Here is a 23,362-nt window from a genome sequence, read left to right as displayed (position 1 = left end):
GAACGCATCACCTTTGAATACCTGCTGCTTGGCGGCGTCAATGACGGCCTGGAGCACGCAAGGGAACTGGTTCCCCTTGTCACTTCGGTCAAGGGCAAGCTGAACCTCATTGTGTATAATCCCGCTGAAGGTTCACCCTATGCCGCCCCCAGCCACGAGCGTGTGCTGGCCTTTGAAAAATATCTTTGGGACAGGGGCGTTACGGCCATTCTGCGCAAGAGCAAGGGGCAGGACATCAAGGCCGCCTGCGGACAGCTCAAGGCCGCCAGACAAAAGGAACAACTGGAAGAGATCCTCAGGGTTACTGCCCCTGAGGGTGACGGCCAGGAAACTTCTGTTTAGAGCGATGGCACGTTGAAGTGCCTTGTCTGTGAGGGGCCCCTTTTGCAAAGGGGACCGCGCACAAGCCCTCATCACCTAAAATCTTTATTGTAAGCACAGCGTATTTTTTGATCTGGATTGGGTTCCAGAAACGACGTCTTTCGGGCAGCACACCATTTCGAAATCTATCAGCGCTGTCACCAGCCAAAACCTTTTTCCATCACGCCCAATATACAAAAAAAGGCGGCCCGGCTTTCAAAGCCGGGCCGCCTTTAGCATTTGTGATCAGATGTGCTGTCGCTATCAGCCCTTGAGGGCAGTCTTGCCGAGTTCCAGAGCGCGCAGGTTCACTTCCTGAAGCTTGGTTGGCAAGAATTTTTTAATGGCAACTTCAAGTGCATCCACGCCAAAGGGCAGTACGCCCGAGGCGCAAACAGCGCTCAACAACACGGTATTGCCGCTCTGCACAGAGCCAGCCTGTATTCCAAGCTCACGGCAGGGAATGAACTGGCACAGCCCCGCCACTTCGCACACGCTGGCCTTGATTCTGCTCATGGCAGGATATTCGGCCTTGCCCAGCGACACGCTTACAGGAGGCATAGGATCACTGCTGGAAAAGACCGCGCCGCCCTTTTTCAGATAAGGCAGGCCGCGCAGGGTTTCCAGAGGTTCAAAGCCAAGCATGACATCGGCTTCGCCCAGATCAAGCTTGGGTGAACGCCAACCGCCAAGCAGCATAACGGATTCCACCACGCCGCCTCGCTGGGCCATGCCGTGCACCTCGCCCGCTACGACATCCAGCCCGGCTTCAAGGGCCGTGCGTGCAAGCAGGGTCGTGGCCGTCAGGGTGCCCTGACCACCCACCCCAGTAAAATAAACGCGCATGCGCTTCTGGTTGTTCTGCATAGTCATTGTTCTCACCTATCCCTGACGCTTGCGCGCCTTGAAGGCCCCGGGGGCCACCTGCAAACATACCATACAGCCCGTGCAAAGGGTCGCGTCCACGGCCAGGTTGTCGCCATCGCGGTAAAAGGCGGGGCAGGCAAGCTGTTCGAGGCAACGCAGGGCTTCCGCACCCTGTTGCGCTACCTCCGCCACCTGAGGCGAGGTCTTTTTGAGCTGGCGGCGGGCATACAGCACGCAGGGCTCTTCAGTGATCAGCACGCGCACGCCGGGTTTGTCCTTCATTTCTTCAAGAGTCTTGGTCAGAGCCCTGATGTTGAAGGCCCGCACCTTGGCAACGTCGGTTACGCCCATGCCGCGCACGATGGTTTCAATATCCATGTGGCTGCTCATGCCGCCGAGCATGTCCTGCACCATACCGGGGTTGGGCTGATGGCCCGTCATGGCCGTGGTGCCGTTGTCCAGAATGACCATGAGCACGTTATGCTGGTTGAAGACCGCATTGGCCAGCCCCGTCATGCCAGAATGAAAGAAGGTGGAATCGCCGATAAAAGCGATAACAGGTTTTTCCGAGGCGCGGGCAAAACCGCTGCCCGCAGAGATGGACGAGCCCATGCAGACCAGAAAATCCGCAGTGCGCAGAGGCGGCAGAAGCCCCAGAGTATAGCAGCCGATGTCGCTGGAATAGTAGGCGTCGTCGCCGAAAACCTGACGTACTGTATAGTACACGGCCCTGTGTGAACAGCCGGGGCAAAGGTTGGGCGGACGGCCCGGCAGATCAGGTTCCGCACAGCGCGGTTCCTTTACGCTACAGGAAACTTCAAGCCATTGAGCCAGGCGGCGCGTAACCAGAGTGGTGGAATACTCACCCTGATGCGTAAGAATGTCGTTCTTGCCGTCGATGACCACAGGCAGGCCGCGCTTCTGCACCAGGGCGCGAATATCCAGCTCCAGCAGGTCTTCACCTTCTTCCAGCACCAGCACGCGCTTGCACTGATTCAGGAAACTGCTGATTTTTTCTTCCGGCAGCGGCCAGGTCATGCCCAGTTCCAGCACGCGCACGCGGTCGGCCCAGTCATTGGCGGAAAGCGCGTCGGCCAGATAGTTGCGTGAAACACCGCTGGCTATGATGCCCAGGTCAGTGGGGGCAGCGGGTTCGGTAACTGTGTTGAAGGGGCTCTGCTCCGCCATCTGGCGGGCGCGGGCCACAATTTCGTCCAGCACAACGTGGCGTCTGCGGGCCACGGCGGGCACGGGCACAAAGCGCGAAGGCTCGCGCCGAAATTCCACCTTGGGCTGGGCTGCGGGCAGGTCGGCAAAGTCAACTGGGCCGCGCATATGGCTGATACGCGTAGTGGTGCGCAGCAGCACGGGCTGTTCAAGCTGGCGGGCCAGACTGAAAGCTTCGCGGGTCATATCCTTGGCTTCCTGAGCCGAGGCAGGCTCAAAACAGGGCAGCATGGCAAAACGCGCGTAATAGCGGTTGTCCTGCTCGTTCTGGCTGGAGTGGCAGCCGGGGTCGTCGGCAGAAAGCACCACCAGACCGCCGGGCAGGCCCGTGTACACGGCTGTAAACAGCGGGTCGGCGGCCACGTTGAGGCCTACGTGCTTCATGGTCACAAGGCTCATTGCGCCGCCAAGAGCTGCGCCTGCGGCCACTTCCATAGCGACCTTTTCGTTGACGGAATACTCCAGCCGATAACGCCCTTCGCCGCCAATGCGATGAAAGGTATCCGGCACTTCGGATGAAGGCGTACCCGGATAACAGGTTACCACATGCACGCCCGCTTCAAGAGCGCCGCGCACGATGGCCTCGTTGCCCAACAACAAATGACGCTCACCGTGAGCGCCGTGCAACAGGGGATTGTTGCTCATGCTTCCTCCCGGCCCCGGCGCGTGGCACGCGGGCCGCTACTGCTACTGAATGCAAGGTGCGCCCGGTGGCGCACCCTTATTACGCAACAACCCGCAGTGCGGAGCATGCTGCGGGTTGTTGTCTGAAATCGTTACGGCTTTGTCTGCTCGGGCTGCGCGGCCTTTTGACCGCCCTTGTCCTCATCTGGTGTGGCGCTCGTGGCCGAAGCCTTGGGCGCGGCCTCCGCAGCGGCCAGCTTGGGATCAAGCTCGGCGGCGCGGGCACGCAGATAGCTGCTGTTGACGCCCCCGGTTTCGCGAGCCAGGGCCAGATAGGTGCGGGCGGCCAGTTCATTCTGCCCTGCGGCAATGGCGGCTTCAGCCATCATCTGCCGCAACTGCGGTGCGTTGGCAGCGCCAGGCAAGGAATTTTGCAATCCCTGCAACAGGGTCAGAGCTTCGGTGCTTTTTCCGGCCTTGAGTAGTGCTCCGGCTTCGCCAAGAGCGGCAGACAGGCCGAAAGCGCCGTCAGTGCTTTTGGCGGCCTTGCCATAGGCCTGAGCCGCTGTGGCATAATCGCCGTTTTGCAGGGCGCTGTTAGCCAGAGCCATGTAGGCAGCAAAACGCGTGGACGAGGGCGCGCCCTCTGCCAGTTGAGAAAGAGCCTTGACCTGATCTGCACCCTGGTTTTGTATAATGGTGCGCGCCAGAGCGTCGCGGGCTTCTTCTGCCCGAGAATCGCCGTGCCAGTTATAGATACCCGTGCCTACGAGCACCAGCAGAAAAAGTACCAGCACACCGGCAATAAGCCCGGCGTGACGCAGCATGAACTGCAGAAGAGGCGCACTCTCCTGACTAACTTCCAGTTGCAGGTCACGCAACAGGGGCGCGTCTTCCGCGCCTTGATTCTTTTGCGGATTCATGTATCAAAAACTCCTTAGGGGCGAAATCGCCGCCGTTTCCGTCGTGCATGCAGAGCGCGCACGTCAGGACGGACTCAGGACGGAAGTTTTCTTCATAGGCCACAAACAGCCCTTCTGTCAAAACAAATATCCCTTGGCCAAGGCCGCAAATGCGCGCCCGTGGCCGCTGCCACAAGGAGCTTGCATGACGCCAGCTGAAAAAATGACGCGCCTTGGCGCGCAGGCAAAAAACGCGGCGCGTGCCATGACCAGGGCTACGCCCGAAGCCAAAAACCGGGCGCTTCTGGGACTGGCCGAACTTTTGCGCGAACGCGAGTCAGATATTCTGGCCGCCAATGCCCGCGACATTGAAGCCGCAAGGGCTGCCGGGCAAGATTCTGCCCGCCTTGACCGCCTCACGCTCACCCCCGCTATTATGGAAGAAATGCGCACTGCCTGCGCTCATGTTGCCAATCTGCCCGATCCGGTGGGCGCCACTGAAAAACAGTGGCAGCGCCCCAACGGCCTGCTCGTGGGCAAGATGCGCATTCCACTTGGCGTCATTGCTATGATTTACGAAGCCCGCCCCAATGTCACCATTGACGCGGCCATTTTGTGTATCAAAGCTGGCAACGCCGTTATCCTGCGTGGCGGCAGCGAAGCCCTGCATTCCAACACCGCCCTGGCGCAGGCGCTTCAGGACGCTATGGTTCAGGCTGGCCTGCCCGCAGAAGCCGCACAGCTTGTGACCGTGCCGGGCCATGAGGCCGTCAACGCGCTGTGCAAGCTTGACCAGTACATAGATGTCATCATTCCCCGTGGGGGCGAAGGCCTTGTGCGTGCCGTTACCGAAGCCGCCACCATGCCCGTGCTCAAGCATTTCAAGGGAGTATGCCACGCCTATATCGAACCGGACGCCGACCTAGACAAGGCTCTGGACATCGTTTTCAACGGCAAGGTGCAGCGCCCCGGCGTGTGCAATGCGCTGGAGTGCCTGCTGGTTCACAAGGATGTGGCCGCGCGCTTTCTGCCTATGGTGGCGGAAAAGCTTGGCGCTGCGGGTGTGGAATTTCGTGCCGATGCGACCGCCCTGCCGCTTATGGGCAAAGCCCCTGCGGGAAGCGTTGTGCCTCAAACGCCCGAGGATCTTGGGCAGGAATTCCACAACCTCACCCTCGCCGTGCGCGTGGTTGCAGATATGGACGAAGCTCTGGACCACATCGCCCGCTACGGCTCTAACCATACAGAAATCATCTGCACCAACGACCACGCCAAAGCCATGCGCTTTCTGCGCGAGGCCGACGCCTCGATGGTAGCGGTCAATGCGTCCAGCCGCTTTAACGACGGCGGGCAGCTTGGCCTGGGGGCGGAAATCGGCATCTCCACTTCCAAACTGCATGCCTACGGGGCTATGGGTGTGGAAGAACTGACCACCACCAAGTTTGTAGTACTGGGGCAAGGGCAGGTACGGCAGTAGTGACAAAAAACTTCGGCGCACAAAAGGCGACAGGCGGGCAGGTTCCCGGCCAGACAGCAGGGTCAGGCACAGGCCGGGCCATTCTGGGCGGCAGCTTTAATCCCCCGCATGTGGGGCATTTGCGTCTGGCCATTGAAGCCGCCGAAGCTCTGGCCCCTCTGGTGAGCGGCGTGGATATGGTGCCCTGTGCCGTGCCGCCGCACAAAACCATGACGGGCATGCTGCCCTTTGATCTGCGCGCCAGCATGGTTGAAGCCAGCATTGCTGATCTGCCCTTCCTGCGCTGCAACAGACTTGAGGGGCACCGCCAGGGGCCGTCCTACACGTGGGACACGCTGCTGGCCTACCACGAGGCCGAGCCGCAGACTGAGCTTTACTTTATACTGGGCAGTCCCGACTTTGCCCTGCTGCCCACGTGGCACAGGGGACTGGAGCTGCCGGGCCTGTGCCACTTTGTTGTGGTGCCGCGTGACGGACAGACAGGCAGGGATGTGGTTGCCACGGCGCAACGGCTGTGGCCCGATGCTTGCGAGCGCGAGCCCGTTATCGGCGTCGGCCCATGCATGGCCCTGCCCGGCGGCGGGTTGGCGCATTTTCTGCCTCTGCCCTGGCTGGACGTAAGCGCATCGCGCCTGCGTAGCCAGTGGCTAGCAGGCCGGAGGGTAGATTTTCTGCTGCCCCGGGCAGCCTTTGACATACTGAAGCAGAGCGAAGCAACTGTGCAGGCACACTGGCGACAGACGGAGGCCATATGCTGACAACTGCCCCCAAGGACATACGCGAAAATGTGGCCCGCGCCGTAGGCTACATGCGCAGGGATGAGGTGGAGCGTTCGCTTCAGGTCATGAGCGAGGCTCTGCGCCGCATGGCCGAGGTCAAAATGCTGCGCTCCGCACGGGCAGAACTGGACATCCAGATCAGTGAATTCTTGTCTTCTCTCATTCACCACTCAAGCATGCAGCCACTGCTGGACCCGGGGCACACGGGCAACCCCAAAAACATCCCTTTTCAACAGGGCAAGGAAGCGGCTTTGGCCACTGTGCTGGACGGTCTTGCCAAGATTCTGCAAAAAGAAGCCGAGCACAGTGTAAAAGCCGAAGTTCAGGCTCGTATTGAAAGGAAAAAGCACCTCATTGATACGGGCCTGCAGTTTATTCGCGAGGGGCAAACGGCCAAGGGCCGCGCCTTTTTGAAGCGCGTGATCGAAGAATTTAGTCAGGAAGAAGGCATTCGCGTTCAGGTAGCCCAAATTTTTGCCGCCGCTGCACTGCATCAGGAAGCCGCCGAAACGTATGAAGAGGCCATTGCCAAGCAGCCGCGTGACCCCGCCGCCTATACTGGCGCGGTAGCCGCCTGGATGGAACTGCACGAATACGAAAAGGCCGAGAGCGTATACAAGGCCGTGCTGCGAACCTTTGGCGGGCACGCCTCCACCTACGGCAAGATGGCGCAGCTGTATCTTATCTGGCACAAGCGCCAACTGGCGGAGGATATGGCCTTGCGCGCACTGCACGATGACCCGGAGCAGACGGATGCTCTGGAAGTGATGGGCGCGCTGGAGCGCAGATAGCCCACTGTAACGCTTTGGCATTGCCATTCAAAAAAAGATACGCTATAGACAGCCTTCGGTTATGGGCTCAACGCCCCTGACCTGCGGAGAGGTAGCGAAGCTGGCCGTAACGCGCTCGACTCGAAATCGAGTTGTCCCTTAACCGGGGCACGTGGGTTCGAATCCCACCCTCTCCGCCATATGATGATTCATGGAACTCCGAATTCGTCCGCTAAGCATTGACAGCAGCCGAATTCGGAGTTTTACTTTGTCCGACGATGTCCGGTCAAAATCGCTCATAGCCGAGCGTAAACCGGACACCGCACCGGACATTTTTTATTTTGGCGTTTCCAATGTCCAAATCATGTCCGGTCAAAAGGAGGAAACGCTTATGGCTCTAAGCGATATGGCTATCAAAAAAGCCAAACCCCGCGAGAAAATTTATACCCTCAAAGATGCCGACGGGCTTTATCTGGAAATAAAGCCTTCTGGCAAAAAGTATTGGCGTCTCCGTTACTGGATAGACTCCAAAGAAAATCGCCTCTCCATCGGTGAATATCCCCTCATATCTCTGGCTGAAGCCCGTTCACGCCGCGATGAAAAGCGGCGCATGATTAAAGACGGTATCGACCCAGTGGCGCAGGTGCGCGAGCAGAAAGCCGCCGTAGCTCCAGATAAATTCTTTGAATCCGTAGCGCGTGAATGGGCGCAGAAAAACGCTAATAAATGGACAGAAGGCCATGCCGAGCTGAGCTTGCGACGTCTGGAGATGAATATTTTCCCTTACATCGGCCAAAAGCCAATTGGGGAAATATCCGCACCGGAGCTTTTAGGATGCCTTCGCCGCGTTGAGGCCAGAGGCGCTCTTGAGGTCACGCGCCGAGTGCGCGGCCTCTGCTCCATGATTTTTCGATATGCCATTGCCACAGGCAAGGCAGAACGTGATATCGCCGCAGATCTCATAGGAGCCTGCGCAACCCCCAAAAAGCAGCACCGCCCGACCATCACTGATCCACAAGAAGTTGGCAGGCTCATGCAGGCCATAGATAGCTGTTCAGCCTCAGCAATTGTGTATTGCGCCCTAAGACTGGCCCCTTTGGTTTTTGTGCGCCCTGGTGAACTGCGCAATGCTGAATGGAGCGAGTTTAATTTAGAGGCCGCGGAATGGCGCATTCCAGCGCATAAAACAAAAATGCGCTCTCTCCACATTGTACCGCTTTCAACTCAAGCCTTGGACATCCTCAAAGAGCTGCAACCCCTCACAGGAGACGGGAACTTTCTTTTCCCTTCAGTGAGAACGGCATCCCGTCCTATGTCCGACAATACCATTAACGTGGCGTTGCGCCGGATTGGATACGCCAAGGAAGAGATATGTGGGCATGGCTTTAGGGCTATGGCTTCAACCCTGCTCAACGAACTTGGCTGGAACAGGGATGCCATAGAACGCCAGCTTGCCCACGGAGAGCGCAATAAAATTCGAGCGGCATATAACCATGCGGAGTTTTTACCGGAACGGCGGCAGATGATGCAAGCGTGGGCTGATTATTTAGATGTACTGAGAGGAAACCATGTTTCGACGCACTAAATACCATATTCCGTTTCCAGATAACGAGCTGATATACCTTTCTGATCTCATGTTGAGATGGCCTTTCGAATGCTATTTAAAAATATGTCTTGAGCTGTTTAAGAAGCAATTAAGTATGTACGTTGTGACGGAGTCATACCGCTCTAACGAAGGTGAAGTGGAAAATATAATAATGAGTTTCCCAACATCAAACCTTTCTTATGATTTTGCAACTAAGTCGTTTAATGCCTTTGCATTTAAACGTGAACAGATTGAAAAAATTGAAAAAAAGAAAAAAGAATATACCTATGCGCCAGCTAGCGATTTAATTACTCAAGAATTTCATTTATGCACAGTTAGGAATATTAATAGATTGGCGGCGCAACTTGCTTATGCAATATGCCTTACATCTCATACTAGGTATTATAAAGAATTTAAGCCTGACAACGTACTTAATGCAATTTATGGTACTAATTATGACCCGCTGATATATTGTGGAAAAGAGAAGAAGTCTGAATGGCAAGTCAAGAATGATAATCTTTGGAGCAACAATCGAACAAGGCCCAAAGATTCACGCAAGGAAGAAAAAGATTTGGATCCAGTACGTGCTTTTATCCAAAAGAAGCGAGAACAGGGGGTTACTTCTAAAAAAGAACTCGCCAGAGCCGTTGATATCTTTTTCCCAGACTTTTTATCAAATCAAGAACTTGGCGAATTGCTGCCCGCTAAGCGCAAAAAGACGATTAAATTTGGTAGTCAAAGGAAGCAAGGCTATCGATTGCGGAAGGTTACATAAATTTGTCCCACTCAATTTGTCCCAAATTATTTTTACTTTTGTCCAATAGTTTTCCTTGACTGTCCGACTAGTGGGACACGCCCAAATAGGCCCATGTTCTCCAACATGGGCCGTTTTCATTTTATAGCGGCCCGTAAACCGTAGGAGCCGTTATGGCAAAGGTCGCTTTTTTGTATAGACAACGACACTACCTACCTGATGAGGGTTTTGTTCGTTTGTCGCAAATTCTCCAAGTGCTGCCCATTGGCAAAACAAGCTGGTGGGAAGGCGTCAAAAACGGACGCTACCCTGCCCCACTCAAATTGGGGCCGCGCACAACTGTTTGGCGTGTTGAGGATATTCGGGCGCTAATCAGCAACGTGGAAGGGGGAGATGCGGCATGAATCTTTCACTGCCTCATAACCAATCAAACAATCTTCCACCCCTACGGGCGATAAATATGGAAGACTTCCTCGCTATCACTCTTCCTGAGCGCGACTTTTTGTTGCGCCCCGTAATCCCAACCCAAGGCATTGCAATCCTGTTCGCACCGCGCGGCATTGGCAAAACGTTTGCGGCGTTAGGCATTGCCCTCGCGGTTGCAGGTGGGCTGTCCATATTCAACTGGCATGCCCCACAAGCCAGAAGCGTTCTTTATGTGGACGGTGAAATGCCTGCCATTTCCATGCAAGAACGCCTTGCCGCCCTTTCGTTGGGCATGGCGGCCCCTCCTCGCGCCCTGCAAAACCTTTCCATCATCACCCCTGACATGCAGCCCCGGTCAATGCCTGATCTTGCAACCACCTACGGGCAGCAAGCTCTTGAACCTTTTCTCTCTGGAGTAAACATGCTCGTTCTGGATAACCTCGCCACTCTTTGCCGCACAGGTAAAGAAAACGAGTCTCAATCTTGGACGCCCATACAAACATGGCTGCTGGATTTGCGAAGGCGTGGCATGGCTGTTTTGTTGGTGCATCATGCAGGGAAATCCGGGGATCAGCGCGGCACGTCTGCCCGTGAAGACATTATGGACACGGTAATCAGCCTTAGACGCCCCAAAATATACAACGTGGCAGAAGGGGCGCGATTTGAAGTGCATCTGACCAAAGCACGGGGCATTGTTGGTGAAGAAGCTCTGCCCTTTGAAGTGCATCTGCGCAGTGAGGACAATCGACTTCTTTGGGATGTAAGCGATCTGGTGAATGTTCAGGCTGAAGAACTCAAGCGCCTTCTCGGAGAAGGCCTCAGCCTCAGAGATTGCGCTGATGAAATGGGTGTCAGCAAATCTGTTCTGCATCGGCTCAAAAAGCGCTTGGAGGGTGAGCAATGACACGCCTTGCAAACCTTGCCCGCACACTGTCCCACTGTCCCACTCTCTGGAGCAGGGACAGCGGGACAGCAATCAACCGCATCACCCCACAAGCGCCAGCAGGTTTGAAGCAAGCCATGTTTTTCGCTTCGCTCAAACGGCTTGCTCTGCGAGGCGTCGAAGTACATTGCCGCTTCACTGCAAAAGGAGCGCGCCTATGCTTGCTGAATCGCGCAAACACGCCCCTCGAAAAAGTGGACGCCCAAAGGGCGACCCCTTAAAGGTGCGCCACATGACAATCGGGGTGCGCGTCAATTCGGCTGAGTGGGAGGCGCTTCAGCTTCGTGCACGGCATATGGGCATGAGCCCTGCGCAGTGGTTGCGCACAGCAGCTTTGAGCAGGCGCATGCCGCTTCCACCTGTGCCAGAGCTTAACCGCAAGACCTACGGCGAACTTGCGCGGTTGGGCGTGAATCTCAACCAGATCGCCAAGGCTGCCAATGCGGGCCGAACGGCTGTTCCCTTCGGACTCCTACGGGAGCTACTTCGGGCGATCATGTGCTTACAAGCTTCCCTGATGGGTGTCACTGACAGCATGCCGCCAGTTGCGGAAGAAGCGCCTTGATAGCCAAATGTATCAAGGGCAAGGGCTTTCGTGGGGCGGCCGCCTATGATTTGCAGCCCCACAAAAGCCTGCTGCTTGAAACCAATATGGCAGGACGGACACCACGCGCACTTGCTGCGGAGTTTGGAGCTATTCGTGCTTTAAGGCCGAATCTGTCTAAGGCCGTTTGTCATGTGAGCTTCAGCTTGCATCCTGAAGAATCCCTTTCAGATGAGCAATGGTGCGAGGCTGCTCATTCGTGGCTTCAAGGCATGGGCTTTGTAAATAATCAATATGTCATTAGCCGACATACAGACGCAGCACATGCACACATTCATATTCTGGTGAACAGAATTGCGCTGGATGGGAAAGTGGTGAGTGATGCACACGACTACAGGCGGCAAGAAAAGATCATGCGGGAACTGGAGCAAAGGTTTTCTCTTCGGCAAGTGCGCTCAAGCCGAGAGACGTTGCGAGCAGCACTCACGAAAGGTGAAATCGAGCATGCTCTCCGCACCGGAGAGGTCTCCACCCGCATGAACCTACAAAAAATAATTGATGCGGCCCTTACGCAAAAAATTGCGTTGGATGCGTTTTGTCAGCAGTTGGCCTCTCAAGGCGTGACCGTGCGCTTAAACAAAGCCTCGACCGAATTTGTTTCGGGGATCAGCTTTGCGCTTGGTGATGTGACGTTCAAAGGGAGCAAGCTCGGCAAAGGGTACACTTGGGGCGCATTGCAACTTAGAGGATTACTCCATGAGCAAAATAGACGAATTGAAGCACATGAGCAGGGCATCGGAAGCGGCGATACAGCCAACCCCGCCGCGCGAAATAGATCAGACACGGATAGAAGCAAGCTTGATGGTTCTGAGCTTGCAGGAGGAAGCACGAATCAAGAATTCGCAAGAGCTGATTCAGCTTTTACGAGAATTGCAGAGAAGTACCTCTCAGGCCGCACGGGAGATCGGAGCCGCAGCTCACCAAGTAAGGGATTATCCCGTTGAGGTGTTGAATCAGCACCGGGCGCGTATGGAGCAATGCATGACAAAGTGTGAGGCTGCGGCAATTGCATCAAAGGAATATTTTGATAAATCGCGTGCAGTAATGGATGCTTACGGCAAAGAATTGCGGGGCGATTCGTGGTGGCTGGCAAGTGTAACTTCTGGATGCACGGCAGTTTTTTTTGTGTTTTTATATTCCCTCATTGGCTGGCTCAAAAGGTAATAGCTGATATTGTTGAGTAAGAACAATGGCAAGGAAAGAAGGAATCACTTTCTTTCCTTGCCAATCAATATTGACAATGAGCAGAATCAGTCGCATTTATGTGTAGCGAATATGCAAAACGTATTCGCGCAACGAATACTGTTAAAAGTGTTCAGTCTGCTTGCTGGAGGCATTCATGAGGATACGCTTCAAATGATTATGAGCTTCAAAAATGAAGAGACGGAAGAATTATTTACCTCTGGCAATTTTCCGCCACTGAATACTGCCCAGCGAAAGGGATTGCGCATGCTGCGCATTTTACATGCGACAGGCCAACTCAATTCACTGCGCATCCCCTCAGGTAACAGGCTGGAAAAGTTGAAGGGAGATCGGGAGGGCCAATTCAGCATAGCCATCAACATGCAATGGCGTATCTGCTTTCGATGGGAAGATGGAAACGCATATGATGTGGAAGTGGTGGATTATCACTAGCGGCAAAACTGCTGGCAGAATCAGTTAACACCACACATGATTAGGAGATATTTTATGATTGCTATTCACCCTGGCGAAATATTGCGCGAAGAATATATGGCCCCTCTTGGTCTTACAGCCTCCACCCTTGCTCTGGAGCTGCGGATTCCCGCTTCGCGGGTACATGAGATTATTAATGAAAAGCGGGGCATTTCAGTAGACACTGCTCTGCGGCTTGCAAAGTTTTTTGAGACTGACCTTAATCTGTGGGTCAATTTGCAGGCACAGTATGAGGCGGATTCGATGGACGCCCAGAAACGCACGGATATGGAACGAATAGTACCTTACAGCGCGTTACAGCGGGCAAGTGCTGTGTTGTAAACTGTTGTTTAAAATCAGAGGGTGGCTTAAAGTTCCCGCTCATTTTTGCTAGTATCTTTTTGGAGCCCATATTGAATAAGCCCCGCTACACAGACGGCCAGCCAACGCCTTTGGAAAAAATTGCATAAGTGCTCCGTTAGGAAAAATTGTTTTACACTATAGTTTCTACTCGCAACGTATATTGTCATCCATATTTTCTTGCGGCATACTAGAACTAAGAAGAATTTGTTCAGATGGTTGAACTTCTTTTTTGAGAAAAAATAGCCGTATTTTGTGGCAGGCGAGCAGGACCTTTTCAGGGTGAAAATATGGTGTGAGTCCATATCCGAATTTGAGGAGTGACTATGCGTCCGATTAATTTGCCAGTGTTGGATAAAATCAAGATAGACCAATACGGGCTTTATCCTGGCATGAATGCTTCTGGATTAGAGTTTTCATTCACACCAGGTTCCAATGTCATTTTAGGAATTAATGGACTTGGCAAAACTACATTATTGAAAATTATACAGCGGACTCTTTTGGGCCCATTTGACATTAAAGAAGACGCAGAAATTGGTGGCGGGAAGAGAAAAGTGGTTAAAACGGCACGCGACATCTTTGCTCGAAGAGTTTTAGATCACGCTGTCAACGCAACTGTTATTCTTAGTTTTTTTATCAATAGGGAACATTTTGAGGTTGTGAGGTCTCTGCATAATCTGGATATTAAATTATTAAAAGTTGGCTCAACAACCTACGATCTGTCAAATTACACAAGTGATAATATAGAAGAAATTTACCAAGATGAAATAAAAAAAACAGCTAATATTGATGATTATTATGATTTTATACTGATAGTGCATTATATCGTTTTTTATTTAGAGAACCGAAGGTCTGTTGTATGGGATCAATGGGCGCAAACTGAAATCTTAAGAATCCTTTTTGTTGCTGATGAATTACAGGCTGAATATAAAGATAACTTGAACAAAGCACTTTCCAGTGACAGTCAGGCTAGAAATAAAATAACACAGGCTAATAAGCGTAGAAAGAAATATGATGGGCTCGTGGCAGCTGCAGAAAAAGCTTCTCCTGAAGATGTTGCTTTGTTAAGAATAAAAGTTTTTGATATGAGAGAAAAGCTTAACAGTTTAAAATTAAATATTGCGAACCAAGATGCAGAAAGGCGCAAATATCGAAATGATCTTGAGCAGAGAAAAAATGACCTTGAGCTAACATCTCAAAAAATACGTAGCACAAGAGAAGCGGAACTGAGTGCTTTTTTCCCTTCTCTCACAGACTACGGTAAATATGTGATCGCTGGGATTGAATCTGGACAAGGATGTTTAGTTTGTGGGAGCCACGATAAAAATACTCTAGCACTGGTTATAGATAAACTGACTAAGACATACTGCTGCCCTTTGTGTCATACTGAACGCTTAAGCCAAGAAAATGTGGGTGGAGGTATTATCGAGCGTAGCGATAAAATTGATCTTTCAATCTTGGAAAGTCGTAGAGGTGAAATATCTAACTCAATAAAAACACTGTACGAAGAAGTGGAAAAATCTCAAGCGGTGTATTCACAATTAAAGATAGAATACATTGAACTCGAAGCAAAATATAAAAATTACCTAACGGAATTGCAGGCTAATGAAGTCCCACTTTCAGATGGTCATCTAACTGAAATAACTAAACTAGCTTTACAATTGGAAAGTGATGATGCTGAAATAAGAGAAGAATGGGCAAATAAAGAAATTGCTCTTAAAAAGCTGAATGAAATTGTTGAGCAATTAATTTCTTCAATTTCTTTTTTTAAGGATGATTTATCTAGTAAGTTCGGAGAAATAGTTTCTTCATTTTTGGCTGAAGACTGCTATCTTAGTTTTATTTTGGCATCTAGAAATATTGGACAGGGCCAAGGGATGCCAATCGACTTCCCAGAGTTTAAAATTAGTATGACGTCTGGTGTCTTTGCAACTGGAGCTGTGCGGAGAGATACTGAAGATTCTGTGTCTGAGTCACAAAAAGAATTTATTGAATTGGCTTTTAGAATGGCTTTTATATCAACCGTCATGAAGGGAAAGCAAGCCTCTCTACTGATAGAAACTCCAGAGGCAAACCTTGATGCTATATTTATACCAAAAGCCGGTTATACATTAAATAATTTTGTAAAAACATCAGAACCAAATCATATTCTCGTTGCAACGTCAAACTTGAATGGAACGAATATGGTTAAAGCGCTTCTTGGTTATATTGGAGAGTCTGGAGAGCGCCTGCCTGAAATAAATGATGCATCTAGCAAAGTTCTTAATTTGCTTGATATTGCATATCAAAACACGGCATTGCTCAAATATAAATCAGAGTACGTAAGAAGCTATGATGACGTTGTCCATTTAGAAGTGGAGAAAGCAGATGGAGCAGACTGATGTGCTATTTAGGCGTTTCTGGTTGCTTACTGTTCTTGGAGGGCTAGAACGTGCCGGCATGTGTCCTGTAGAATTCAGATCTTTCAACTCTGTTCTTTACCTTGTTAATACGATTTCTAGCACATATCGGGTTCAACCTCTTATATCGACAGTTGTCAAAGAAGCTTCTGGCCCGTTATATGCTGATTTAACTTGGGATATTGATAGGCTTGTTGGAATGTGTCTATGCTCAGTCCACGATTTGAAGTTTGACTCAAATAGGCAAGAAAGATTTGTTAAATATGGGATCACTGAGCAAGGGATTAATCTTATAAATGTGGCCGTTGCAGAAATCTCTATCTTAGAAAAGATCAAAGAGGCAATTTTTAGCATAGCGTTGGCATACGGCAGGAATCCAGCCTCTGGTCTTGAAGGCAACCTCTTACTGCTTGATGCAAACTATGCAACCAACAAATACCAATTGCGTGATGTTATTGACTTTGGTGTGTGGGAAGACTTTAATGCTACTGAATATTCTATAGATTATATTTCTCAATGCCTTGCTTCACGGATGATGCGCCAACCCCCATCACATGTACCTGTTAATCTTTATACAGAATACTTAAGTGGGGGAGCATATGCTAGAACGTAATTTATCACATCTCGGTGGAATCAATCAAATGCAGCTACAGCATACGATTGATAAAGGGGAAATTCGCCAAGCCGACGACGACCCTGTCCCTTGGGATAGTGATTGGTTTGACGCCTTTGCCAGATGGAATTCTCTTCACCCCCCTAGAAGAATTTTCCTATTTTTTTCTGACACCCCAAACGTGTTAGCAAAAAAATTTGAAATATCGGAACCAATTCTTTCGATTGCTCTTGAGCCTATGATCGAATCGGGTATTTACATCGTAAGTCAAAATACTGCGGGAACTGGTTGGAGAATTTCTGCACCAAGATCCTCATACGTTGAGCTCTGTGCACAGGTTATGGGTTCCCCATATCTTAAAGATATTTCTGCAGTGCTGTTGGGGCAGCAACTCGATAAATTCATTTGTTATAAAAATGGTGTCAGTAAAGATAATTCTGGGGCATTTATCTTTTCGCTAGCAACTCGAGATACGCAAGTCGATTGGCTTGCGATTAAAGAGTCGCTTGACACGTTTGCAACTGAACATCTCAATTCTGAAGATCTTTATAGAGAGATATGGGCAAAGAAGAAAACACATTGGCCTGTTAAAGATGCGGAGAAAAAACTTCAGTTTTATCTTCTTATTAGGCTTCGGGGGGAATATCGAAAAAGTCATGAAATTCTTCCTGAGCCAAACGTTGCAAGCGGAAGAATTGATTTGCTGTTTATGGCAAAAACTTCAGCAGTTCAGACTAATGGGCTTCTTGAGTTAAAAGTACTTCGATCTTACAGTTACAATGGGGAAACAAGCTATGGTTTAACCCACTGGAAAAGCTGTCTCCAGGGTGGAGGAGCACAGGCAAAACAGTATGCACATGATGCCTCTGTCGGTTTTTATGGCCTTTGCACATTTGATATGCGCAAGGATGGAGACCTAGCTACTTGTTGTACTGAAGAAATCGAAACATTCTGTGAACAGCATGGGGTTGGTTTTGTTATGTATACTGTATATAACTCACTAGACAAATTTAGACGCAAGCAATTTTACGAAAAATAAGCAACCATTCGTTAAGAGGGTGTTTAGAATTTCTATTTTGTATTGAAGACCGCATTACGCGTTCGCTTTTTCGTAGTTCAAGTTTTAAGTCCAGGGTGCACGCGATCTCTTCGAGAATTGTTGCGGTATCAATACAAATGCCGCCGTAGGAAGAGTCTCCAATGACTATCGCAATTTTCCCATTAGCAGTGAGTTTTTCCTTTATATGCTTAAATATGACAGATAAGTCTTCAAAGTATGCTGCGACCATCTCTGGTATATTTTTATTCCATAAATAAGGCCTTTGCTTTTCAAGTGCAGAGACGGTTGCCTCTAGGCATCCTCCTTTAATATCAAGCTTTGGAGCTTCCCATTTGACTTGGACATGCGAGCGCAATGTCTTCAGCCTTAGCTTTGGGCTATCCTTAGCGCAAGAAAAATAACCTAGGAACCAAAGTTCAATATTATATATGTCTGTATAATCGAATGAATTCGGATATGGTGGTGAAAAGATTGCGAGGTCAATGGGCGACTGAATAGTGGCAATGGCTTCTCGCGCATCACAATTCATCACGGTGCATGGTGTTTTATGTAATGTATCATGGCAGCAGACATCTCGTACCATATCTCGTAATGCATGACTAAAACTCTCGAAAACTTCTTCTGAAGAAAATATTCTTGTTTCCCAGTTCTTACGATAGCGGCGTCCCTTTCCGTCAATGGATGCATTACTTATGTTGATGAGGCAACTGGCAAGTGCAATTTTAAAAAAACGCGCCACCTTGCGGCTTTTGATCGTTTCTATCGCGAGGCGTATTTTTTCAAGCTCTAACGCAACATTTTGGTTAAATAGCCAGCGTCCGTTAACACCAGGTTCAACAAATGTGGGAGGTAGGCGCTTTTTCAGCTCGGATAGATTAACATCTGTCGTCATATAACTCTTCTCAAAAAACTTGTATTCCACATGAAATTCTACATCTGTATAATTTTCAACTTTTGTTGCAATAATGTCTGCAATGAAAGGGTTAACTTCAACAAGGGTACTTGGGATTTGTAGAAATTGAGAGACAATGCCGGTAGTTCCAGAGCCAGCAAAGCAATCGAGAATATGTTTTGGAGGAGTAGGGAACATGTCGATGATCGCACTGACTAACACTGGAGAAAATGCTTCTTTAAATTTAAACCACCGCTGGAACGCTAACTCTCCGCAATTTTGATACGTAGTCGGTGCATCTGTAGACCAGCCCAGAAGCCATTTGGAGTAGGCATTTAGCGGCGAGGTGTTTTGCATGTTGACTCCAGAATATCAAAATTAATACTTATTAATCTTTAATAATACTTTTTATCTAGGTAGAAGTCAATTTTGCGTTTGTATGCTTTTTTACTGTTGCTGCTGTTACGTTTCTCGAAAACGTATTACAATCACCTAGGCTAATCTTTCGTGGCAATTAAATAATTTCACGCACGAAGCTTTTGGGACATTCAACCGGATATGAATATTTTTATGTTATAAAAATTATTGCATATTAAGGAGTTAGTCGTTATTTCGAATCCCACCCTCTCCGCCATAAGAAAATAAAAAAGAGCTGGTCACTTTCGTAACCAGCTCTTTTTTATGTCCTGTTTTTTGGTGTGCTTGGCCCTGTCGGCATTCATTTCAACCATAGTGGTACAAATCAGATGTATTTTATTACGGACGGAAATAATTTAACGACACTATCTAAGACAAATAACAATCAAGCGAGGCAAGTATGTACGGACCTGAACCAGATACGAAGCATCCAATGAAAGGATTTCCTCAAGTTTGCTTTATAAAAAATACTGTAAAAAGTCAAAATATACTTATTGGAGATTACACATATTACGATGATCCAGAGGACTCTGAGGGGTTTGAAAAAAATGTTCTCTATCATTTTCCATTTATTGGAGATAAATTAATAATAGGTAAATTTTGTTCGATAGGGCGCAGAGCAAAATTCATAATGAACGGAGCCAATCATAAAATGTCCGGTCTTTCCACTTATCCTTTCTACATCTTTGGGGGTGGATGGGAGAGTGTAACACCGCAAAGCTCAGAATTGCCATACAAAGGTGACACAATTATCGGCAATGACGTTTGGATTGGATATGATGTTGTGATTATGCCCGGAGTCCATATTGGCAATGGAGCCATAATCGCTTCGCGCTCTGTTGTGACGCGTGATGTTGATGCCTACTCGATTGTTGGCGGCAATCCTGCCGAAATGATTAAAAGCCGCTATTCCGAGCAGGATATATTGCGGCTTGAACAGTTGGCATGGTGGGATTGGCCTATCAAAAAAATCACCAAGAATTTACCCATCATTGCTTCTGGTACCGTCAAGCAATTATGCGAATGCTGTTAGCCACCCTGCCACCCAAGGCCGCCCGGATTATGCAGTGCTACACTTTCCCGTGAGGTGCCCCTCGTATAAACCGTGCCGCCCTTTATATCATTTGGACTGGGCGCGGAGTTAGTGCCAAGTCGCTGCTAGAAAAAAATATAGCTCACTAGGTTATTTGGGCTGCCGTGCCGTTAGGACCACACAGCCCATATTAAAAAAACCAGAACAAATGGGAACTCGGCACAAACCCCTCCTACAGATCAATCAGAGCACGGCTCACAAGCTCAGTAATCAACTCTTGAGCGGAACATTCTTTGGGAGGCTTTATTTCCGTCCGATAAATAATTTGCGCAGTTGGTTCCCCTATGGCCGGGCCAAGGAATATCGGTTCTACGCCCAACAATATCCAGTCAGGATTGGTACTTTTATGTTTTAATAGCTTGATGAGCCATTCCGCGGGAATAGCTCGTCTTTTTTTGGCGTCGGAAATAGACGATTGGCGAATACCTAGAAACTTTGCCAGTTCTACTTGTATTTTTGTATTTGTAACACTGTGAATCCGCATCATAATTTCATTGAATGTCACGTCATTGATTTTTTGCATCTTCATCCTGCCAGCCAAGAGGAAAATTGTTCACTCCAACCTCGCATCTATGATCTGGCCCAATTTTCAAGCATGCGAGTAGCTATAGCTTTCTATCGAGTATTTATAGCTACTCGATAGAAAAAAATCTAGAGCTAAAATGGCAATATGGAAAATGATGAAAAAATTACTCGTCGCTTTATGCCTGACGTATTGAGGCGCTACAGAGACAACGCAGGATTATCTCAACAAGAACTTGCTGACAGTATTGGGGTCAGCAAAGGATTCATTTCTGCGCTTGAAGGTGGGCGAAGCGTTCCCAACCTTGATAGGCTGGTTCAGATTGCGGATGCCCTGCAAGTAAGCCCCGGTGAACTGGCCAACGCCATGCTGGAAGATGCTGCAAAAGAACTCGGCAAAAAGATACATGTGAACAAAAATAAGTAATAATTTCTTGAGTATAATGAAACAATGGAACAAGATTCTTTATGTCAAAGCCTTGGGGCTATTATCAGGTCCGCACGCCTTCGCAAAGGCCTGACCCAATATCAACTGGCTGATGCAGCAGGTGTTGGCCGCCGATTCATTCAAGGCGTGGAAAATGGTCACCACGAGGCCAAGATCTCCACACTTTTCCATATGGCAAATGCAATGGAAATCTCGCCAATGGTTTTGGTTGGTGAGCTTGAACATGCCATGCGTACGGGCAAATTGCCGGATTCAGTGCTTGAGAATTTACCCGTGAAAAAGATTGGGCGGCCACAAAAAACAAAGCAGCGCTTAACAAATAAAATACAAATTTGATATTGAGCCAGCAACAAGCATTCAATTTTGCTTCGTCAAGCAACGTAAGCCTCATGCCCTCCCTCAACTCTCACCGTAAAATCAGATAATTCGTTGCGTTTAAGCCAAGGTTTACCACCAAAAGCTTGTGCAAGGCTCCGATGCCAACGCGCGGCCATTCCTCCAGTATATTTGTAGATAGCTGTCAGCTTTTACCTTGCCCGCCCCCTCACCAGCACACCATATCCCCATGTGGCATTGTCAGCTCCTTGATGCTAGCATGTTCACAAACATTGCCGCATCGCCACAATGCGACAGGCAGGCATTTTAAATTTTCACTATAAAGAGGCTCTCCTTTCCCCGGTAATCCCCGAATTCATATTCCAGCCAGGAGGCAGATCATGACGCGCCGCGATCTTATCAAACTCCTCAGCATATTGGGCGTCAGCAGCATGCTGCCCTTCGGGCACAGTGCCTTTGCCGCCGCCCAGCCCGCACTGCCCATTCCGCCCCTGCTGCGTCCAGACGCCAATGGACGCATTCACCTGAAAATACAGCACGGCCAAAGCCTGTGGGGCCATCATCCCACAACCACCTGGGGCTATAACGGCCCGTTGCTTGGCCCGGCGCTATCTCTCCAGCGCGGACAAAAAGTGCAGATGGAAGTGGAAAACGCCCTGAACGAAAACACGGTGGTGCATTGGCATGGCCTCAAAATCCCCGGCATAGTCGATGGCGGGCCGCAGTCGTCCATTGCCCCCGGCGGAATATGGAAGCCGGAACTTGTTATCGACCAGCCAGCGGCAACCTGCTGGCTTCATCCGCATCCGCACGCCAAAACGGGCCGTCAGGTGGCTATGGGCCTCGCGGGACTGATACTCATCAGCGACGACGAAAGCCAGCGCCTGCCCCTGCCAAAAAACTGGGGAGTGGACGATATTCCCGTTATTCTTCAGGACAAGCGCCTGAACGCAGCCGGGCAGATCGACTACACAATGGACGACATCAGCGCTGCCGTGGGCTGGTTTGGCGACCTTATGCTCACCAACGGCAGCCCATACCCGCAACACGCTGCCCCGCGCGGATGGCTGCGCTTACGGCTGCTCAATGGCAGCAACGCCCGGTCTATGCGGCTGGCCGCCAGCGATGGCCGACCCTTGTACGTCATTGCCAGCGACGGCGGGTTTCTCACAGAGCCAATAAAACTGGCGGAACTTCCTATTCTTATGGGCGAACGCTTTGAAGTGCTTGTTGATCTGCGCGACGGCAAAGCCTTTGACCTCGTAACCCTGCCAGTCAAGCAAATGGGCATGACCCTGCCGCCGTTTGACCGCCCCCTGCCCGTGCTGCGCATACAACCTACTGAAAACAAGGGGCATACGGTGCTGCCAGATCAGCTTGCCGCCCTGCCTCCTCTGCCCAAACTTGAAGGCCTGCCCGTCAGGACGTTGAAACTCTCTATGAACCCCATACTCGACCAGCGAGGCATGGAGCAGTTGATGCAGCGCTACGGCCATGCAGCGATGGCCGGAATGAGCATGGACATGCACGGCGAGGCAACGGCTGCCCCCGATCCGCATGCGGGGCACGGATCAATGGACATGCCTGCCTCAGGACAGGGAATGGATCACAACATGGCTCAAGGCATGAATCAGGACATGAATCACGGTATGGGGCACAACATGGGCCAAGGCCAGAATGCTGGCATGGGCCACGACATGCCCAATCAGGGAATGAACCACAGCGCAATGTCTATGGACGCGCCACAGCAGGCCCCCGGCCAGTTTGACATCTGGCGTAGCAACTACATCAACGGGCAGGCCTTCATGATGAACAAGCCAATGTTTGACGTCAAAAAGGGCCAGTACGAGCGCTGGGTTATCTCTGGCGTGGGCGACATGATGCTGCACCCCTTCCATATTCACGGCACGCAGTTCCGCATTTTGTCAGAAGATGGAGCGCCACCGCAAAAGCACCGCAGTGGATTCAAGGATATTGTCCGCGTTGAGGGCAAGGTAAGCGAGGTGCTGGTGCGCTTTGACCACCTGGCCCCCAAGGAGCACGCCTACATGGCCCATTGTCATTTGCTTGAGCATGAAGACACAGGAATGATGCTGGCGTTCACGGTGAGCGGCTAAACTCGCAGATTGCAAAATCTGCACGTGTGAGCCGCATTGCAGCGTATAACACAAGAGGGAGGCGACAGCCTCCCTCTTGTGTTATACGCTGCAATGCGGCTCACACGTGCAGATTTTGCAATCTGCGAGTTTAG

Annotated in this window: 23 protein-coding genes, 1 tRNA gene and 1 pseudogene; 20 read left to right on the top strand and 5 right to left on the bottom strand. The window is 50.3% G+C overall.

The features are described from left to right. Positions 1-342 (top strand): annotated as a pseudogene (locus tag QM579_RS06675) (hypothetical protein); the annotation flags it as partial. Positions 343-624: 282 nt separating this feature from the next. On the opposite strand, the gene QM579_RS06670 reads toward QM579_RS06675, so the two are convergent. The 3 genes from QM579_RS06670 to QM579_RS06660 form a co-directional block, all read right to left on the bottom strand. Then, positions 625-1,233 carry an indolepyruvate oxidoreductase subunit beta gene (locus tag QM579_RS06670; RefSeq protein ID WP_414998395.1) on the bottom strand — a complete coding sequence of 203 codons (609 nt, stop codon included), beginning with the start codon at positions 1,231-1,233 and terminating at the stop codon, positions 625-627. A gap of 9 nt (positions 1,234-1,242) precedes the next feature. Then, positions 1,243-3,099 (bottom strand): indolepyruvate ferredoxin oxidoreductase subunit alpha, encoded by a 1,857-nt coding sequence (gene iorA, locus QM579_RS06665; protein ID WP_414998394.1) that lies wholly within the window; start codon positions 3,097-3,099, stop codon positions 1,243-1,245. 131 nt (positions 3,100-3,230) lie between these two features. Then, positions 3,231-4,001, bottom strand: a complete 771-nt coding sequence (locus QM579_RS06660; protein ID WP_414998393.1) for a tetratricopeptide repeat protein — start codon at positions 3,999-4,001, stop codon at positions 3,231-3,233. A 184-nt stretch (positions 4,002-4,185) separates the two neighbouring features. On the opposite strand from QM579_RS06660, the gene QM579_RS06655 reads away from it, so the two are divergent. The 15 genes from QM579_RS06655 (at position 4,186) to QM579_RS06585 (ending at position 17,382) form a co-directional block, all read left to right on the top strand. Further along, a complete protein-coding gene (locus QM579_RS06655) occupies positions 4,186-5,457 on the top strand; it encodes a glutamate-5-semialdehyde dehydrogenase (protein WP_414998392.1) in 1,272 nt (423 codons plus the stop codon). Next, a complete protein-coding gene (locus QM579_RS06650) occupies positions 5,457-6,215 on the top strand; it encodes a nicotinate-nicotinamide nucleotide adenylyltransferase (RefSeq protein WP_414998391.1) in 759 nt (252 codons plus the stop codon). The genes QM579_RS06655 and QM579_RS06650 overlap by 1 nt, the downstream gene beginning before the upstream one ends. Further along, entirely contained in the window at positions 6,209-7,027 is an 819-nt protein-coding gene (locus QM579_RS06645; protein ID WP_414998390.1) for a tetratricopeptide repeat protein, read from the top strand. The genes QM579_RS06650 and QM579_RS06645 overlap by 7 nt, the downstream gene beginning before the upstream one ends. A gap of 85 nt (positions 7,028-7,112) precedes the next feature. Continuing rightward, positions 7,113-7,206 (top strand) — tRNA-Ser (locus QM579_RS06640). An 11-nt stretch (positions 7,207-7,217) separates the two neighbouring features. Beyond that, positions 7,218-8,591: a tyrosine-type recombinase/integrase gene (locus QM579_RS06635; RefSeq protein ID WP_414998389.1), complete on the top strand. Its 1,374-nt coding sequence runs from the start codon at positions 7,218-7,220 to the stop codon at positions 8,589-8,591. Between the two features lie 124 nt (positions 8,592-8,715). Further along, entirely contained in the window at positions 8,716-9,366 is a 651-nt protein-coding gene (locus QM579_RS06630) for a hypothetical protein (RefSeq protein WP_414998388.1), read from the top strand. 152 nt (positions 9,367-9,518) lie between these two features. Beyond that, complete coding sequence (locus QM579_RS06625; RefSeq protein ID WP_183718421.1) at positions 9,519-9,749, top strand: helix-turn-helix transcriptional regulator; 231 nt, start codon at positions 9,519-9,521, stop codon at positions 9,747-9,749. Positions 9,750-9,805: 56 nt separating this feature from the next. Beyond that, a complete protein-coding gene (locus tag QM579_RS06620; protein ID WP_414998387.1) occupies positions 9,806-10,675 on the top strand; it encodes an AAA family ATPase in 870 nt (289 codons plus the stop codon). 196 nt (positions 10,676-10,871) lie between these two features. Next, positions 10,872-11,279, top strand: a complete 408-nt coding sequence (locus tag QM579_RS06615; RefSeq protein WP_414998386.1) for a plasmid mobilization protein — start codon at positions 10,872-10,874, stop codon at positions 11,277-11,279. After that, positions 11,276-12,262, top strand: coding sequence for a relaxase/mobilization nuclease domain-containing protein (locus QM579_RS06610; protein WP_414998385.1), 987 nt, complete (start codon positions 11,276-11,278; stop codon positions 12,260-12,262). The genes QM579_RS06615 and QM579_RS06610 overlap by 4 nt, the downstream gene beginning before the upstream one ends. 232 nt (positions 12,263-12,494) lie before the next feature. Beyond that, positions 12,495-12,953 (top strand): type II toxin-antitoxin system RelE/ParE family toxin, encoded by a 459-nt coding sequence (locus tag QM579_RS06605; protein WP_414998384.1) that lies wholly within the window; start codon positions 12,495-12,497, stop codon positions 12,951-12,953. 54 nt (positions 12,954-13,007) lie between these two features. Next, a complete protein-coding gene (locus tag QM579_RS06600) occupies positions 13,008-13,313 on the top strand; it encodes a HigA family addiction module antitoxin (protein WP_414998383.1) in 306 nt (101 codons plus the stop codon). 344 nt (positions 13,314-13,657) lie between these two features. Further along, the gene (locus QM579_RS06595) at positions 13,658-15,712 is read left to right on the top strand and encodes an AAA family ATPase (RefSeq protein WP_414998382.1); all 2,055 of its coding nucleotides are present in this window, start codon (positions 13,658-13,660) and stop codon (positions 15,710-15,712) included. Further along, positions 15,699-16,343 (top strand): hypothetical protein, encoded by a 645-nt coding sequence (locus tag QM579_RS06590; RefSeq protein WP_414998381.1) that lies wholly within the window; start codon positions 15,699-15,701, stop codon positions 16,341-16,343. Before QM579_RS06595 ends, QM579_RS06590 begins: the two co-directional genes overlap by 14 nt. Beyond that, a complete protein-coding gene (locus tag QM579_RS06585; protein ID WP_414998380.1) occupies positions 16,330-17,382 on the top strand; it encodes a hypothetical protein in 1,053 nt (350 codons plus the stop codon). The genes QM579_RS06590 and QM579_RS06585 overlap by 14 nt, the downstream gene beginning before the upstream one ends. On the opposite strand, the gene QM579_RS06580 is transcribed toward QM579_RS06585, so the two are convergent. Continuing rightward, on the bottom strand, positions 17,354-18,652 hold the full coding sequence (locus QM579_RS06580; RefSeq protein ID WP_414998379.1) for a hypothetical protein: 1,299 nt from the start codon (positions 18,650-18,652) through the stop codon (positions 17,354-17,356). The two genes, QM579_RS06585 and QM579_RS06580, sit on opposite strands and share 29 nt — an antisense overlap. A 460-nt stretch (positions 18,653-19,112) precedes the next feature. Between QM579_RS06580 and QM579_RS06575 the strand changes: the two genes are divergently transcribed. After that, on the top strand, positions 19,113-19,745 hold the full coding sequence (locus QM579_RS06575) for a Vat family streptogramin A O-acetyltransferase (protein WP_414998378.1): 633 nt from the start codon (positions 19,113-19,115) through the stop codon (positions 19,743-19,745). 232 nt (positions 19,746-19,977) lie between these two features. Here the strand turns inward: QM579_RS06575 and QM579_RS06570 are convergent, their stop codons facing one another. After that, positions 19,978-20,328: a helix-turn-helix domain-containing protein gene (locus QM579_RS06570; RefSeq protein ID WP_414998377.1), complete on the bottom strand. Its 351-nt coding sequence runs from the start codon at positions 20,326-20,328 to the stop codon at positions 19,978-19,980. A gap of 147 nt (positions 20,329-20,475) precedes the next feature. On the opposite strand from QM579_RS06570, the gene QM579_RS06565 reads away from it, so the two are divergent. From QM579_RS06565 to cueO, 3 genes are all read left to right on the top strand, one after another. Beyond that, on the top strand, positions 20,476-20,754 hold the full coding sequence (locus QM579_RS06565; RefSeq protein ID WP_414998376.1) for a helix-turn-helix domain-containing protein: 279 nt from the start codon (positions 20,476-20,478) through the stop codon (positions 20,752-20,754). A 24-nt stretch (positions 20,755-20,778) separates the two neighbouring features. Beyond that, positions 20,779-21,111, top strand: coding sequence for a helix-turn-helix domain-containing protein (locus QM579_RS06560; protein ID WP_414998375.1), 333 nt, complete (start codon positions 20,779-20,781; stop codon positions 21,109-21,111). A gap of 380 nt (positions 21,112-21,491) precedes the next feature. Continuing rightward, positions 21,492-23,228, top strand: coding sequence for a multicopper oxidase CueO (cueO, locus tag QM579_RS06555; RefSeq protein ID WP_414998374.1), 1,737 nt, complete (start codon positions 21,492-21,494; stop codon positions 23,226-23,228). Positions 23,229-23,362 lie beyond the last annotated feature (134 nt).

Origin of the sequence: Desulfovibrio sp., assembly GCF_047607245.1 — a bacterium.
Taxonomy (GTDB): Bacteria; Desulfobacterota; Desulfovibrionia; order Desulfovibrionales; family Desulfovibrionaceae; genus Desulfovibrio.
This window is presented reverse-complemented; position numbering and strand designations above follow the sequence as displayed.

Coding starts and splice junctions, on each gene's coding strand:
- QM579_RS06670 (WP_414998395.1), bottom strand. CDS start 1,233: ATGACTATGCAGAACAACCAGAAGCGCATGCGCGTTTATTTTACTGGG.
- iorA (WP_414998394.1), bottom strand. CDS start 3,099: ATGAGCAACAATCCCCTGTTGCACGGCGCTCACGGTGAGCGTCATTTG.
- QM579_RS06660 (WP_414998393.1), bottom strand. CDS start 4,001: ATGAATCCGCAAAAGAATCAAGGCGCGGAAGACGCGCCCCTGTTGCGT.
- QM579_RS06655 (WP_414998392.1), top strand. CDS start 4,186: ATGACGCCAGCTGAAAAAATGACGCGCCTTGGCGCGCAGGCAAAAAAC.
- QM579_RS06645 (WP_414998390.1), top strand. CDS start 6,209: ATGCTGACAACTGCCCCCAAGGACATACGCGAAAATGTGGCCCGCGCC.
- QM579_RS06635 (WP_414998389.1), top strand. CDS start 7,218: ATGGAACTCCGAATTCGTCCGCTAAGCATTGACAGCAGCCGAATTCGG.
- QM579_RS06625 (WP_183718421.1), top strand. CDS start 9,519: ATGGCAAAGGTCGCTTTTTTGTATAGACAACGACACTACCTACCTGAT.
- QM579_RS06620 (WP_414998387.1), top strand. CDS start 9,806: ATGGAAGACTTCCTCGCTATCACTCTTCCTGAGCGCGACTTTTTGTTG.
- QM579_RS06615 (WP_414998386.1), top strand. CDS start 10,872: ATGCTTGCTGAATCGCGCAAACACGCCCCTCGAAAAAGTGGACGCCCA.
- QM579_RS06600 (WP_414998383.1), top strand. CDS start 13,008: ATGATTGCTATTCACCCTGGCGAAATATTGCGCGAAGAATATATGGCC.
- QM579_RS06595 (WP_414998382.1), top strand. CDS start 13,658: ATGCGTCCGATTAATTTGCCAGTGTTGGATAAAATCAAGATAGACCAA.
- QM579_RS06590 (WP_414998381.1), top strand. CDS start 15,699: ATGGAGCAGACTGATGTGCTATTTAGGCGTTTCTGGTTGCTTACTGTT.
- QM579_RS06585 (WP_414998380.1), top strand. CDS start 16,330: ATGCTAGAACGTAATTTATCACATCTCGGTGGAATCAATCAAATGCAG.
- QM579_RS06580 (WP_414998379.1), bottom strand. CDS start 18,652: ATGCAAAACACCTCGCCGCTAAATGCCTACTCCAAATGGCTTCTGGGC.
- QM579_RS06575 (WP_414998378.1), top strand. CDS start 19,113: ATGTACGGACCTGAACCAGATACGAAGCATCCAATGAAAGGATTTCCT.
- QM579_RS06570 (WP_414998377.1), bottom strand. CDS start 20,328: ATGCAAAAAATCAATGACGTGACATTCAATGAAATTATGATGCGGATT.
- QM579_RS06565 (WP_414998376.1), top strand. CDS start 20,476: ATGGAAAATGATGAAAAAATTACTCGTCGCTTTATGCCTGACGTATTG.
- QM579_RS06560 (WP_414998375.1), top strand. CDS start 20,779: ATGGAACAAGATTCTTTATGTCAAAGCCTTGGGGCTATTATCAGGTCC.
- cueO (WP_414998374.1), top strand. CDS start 21,492: ATGACGCGCCGCGATCTTATCAAACTCCTCAGCATATTGGGCGTCAGC.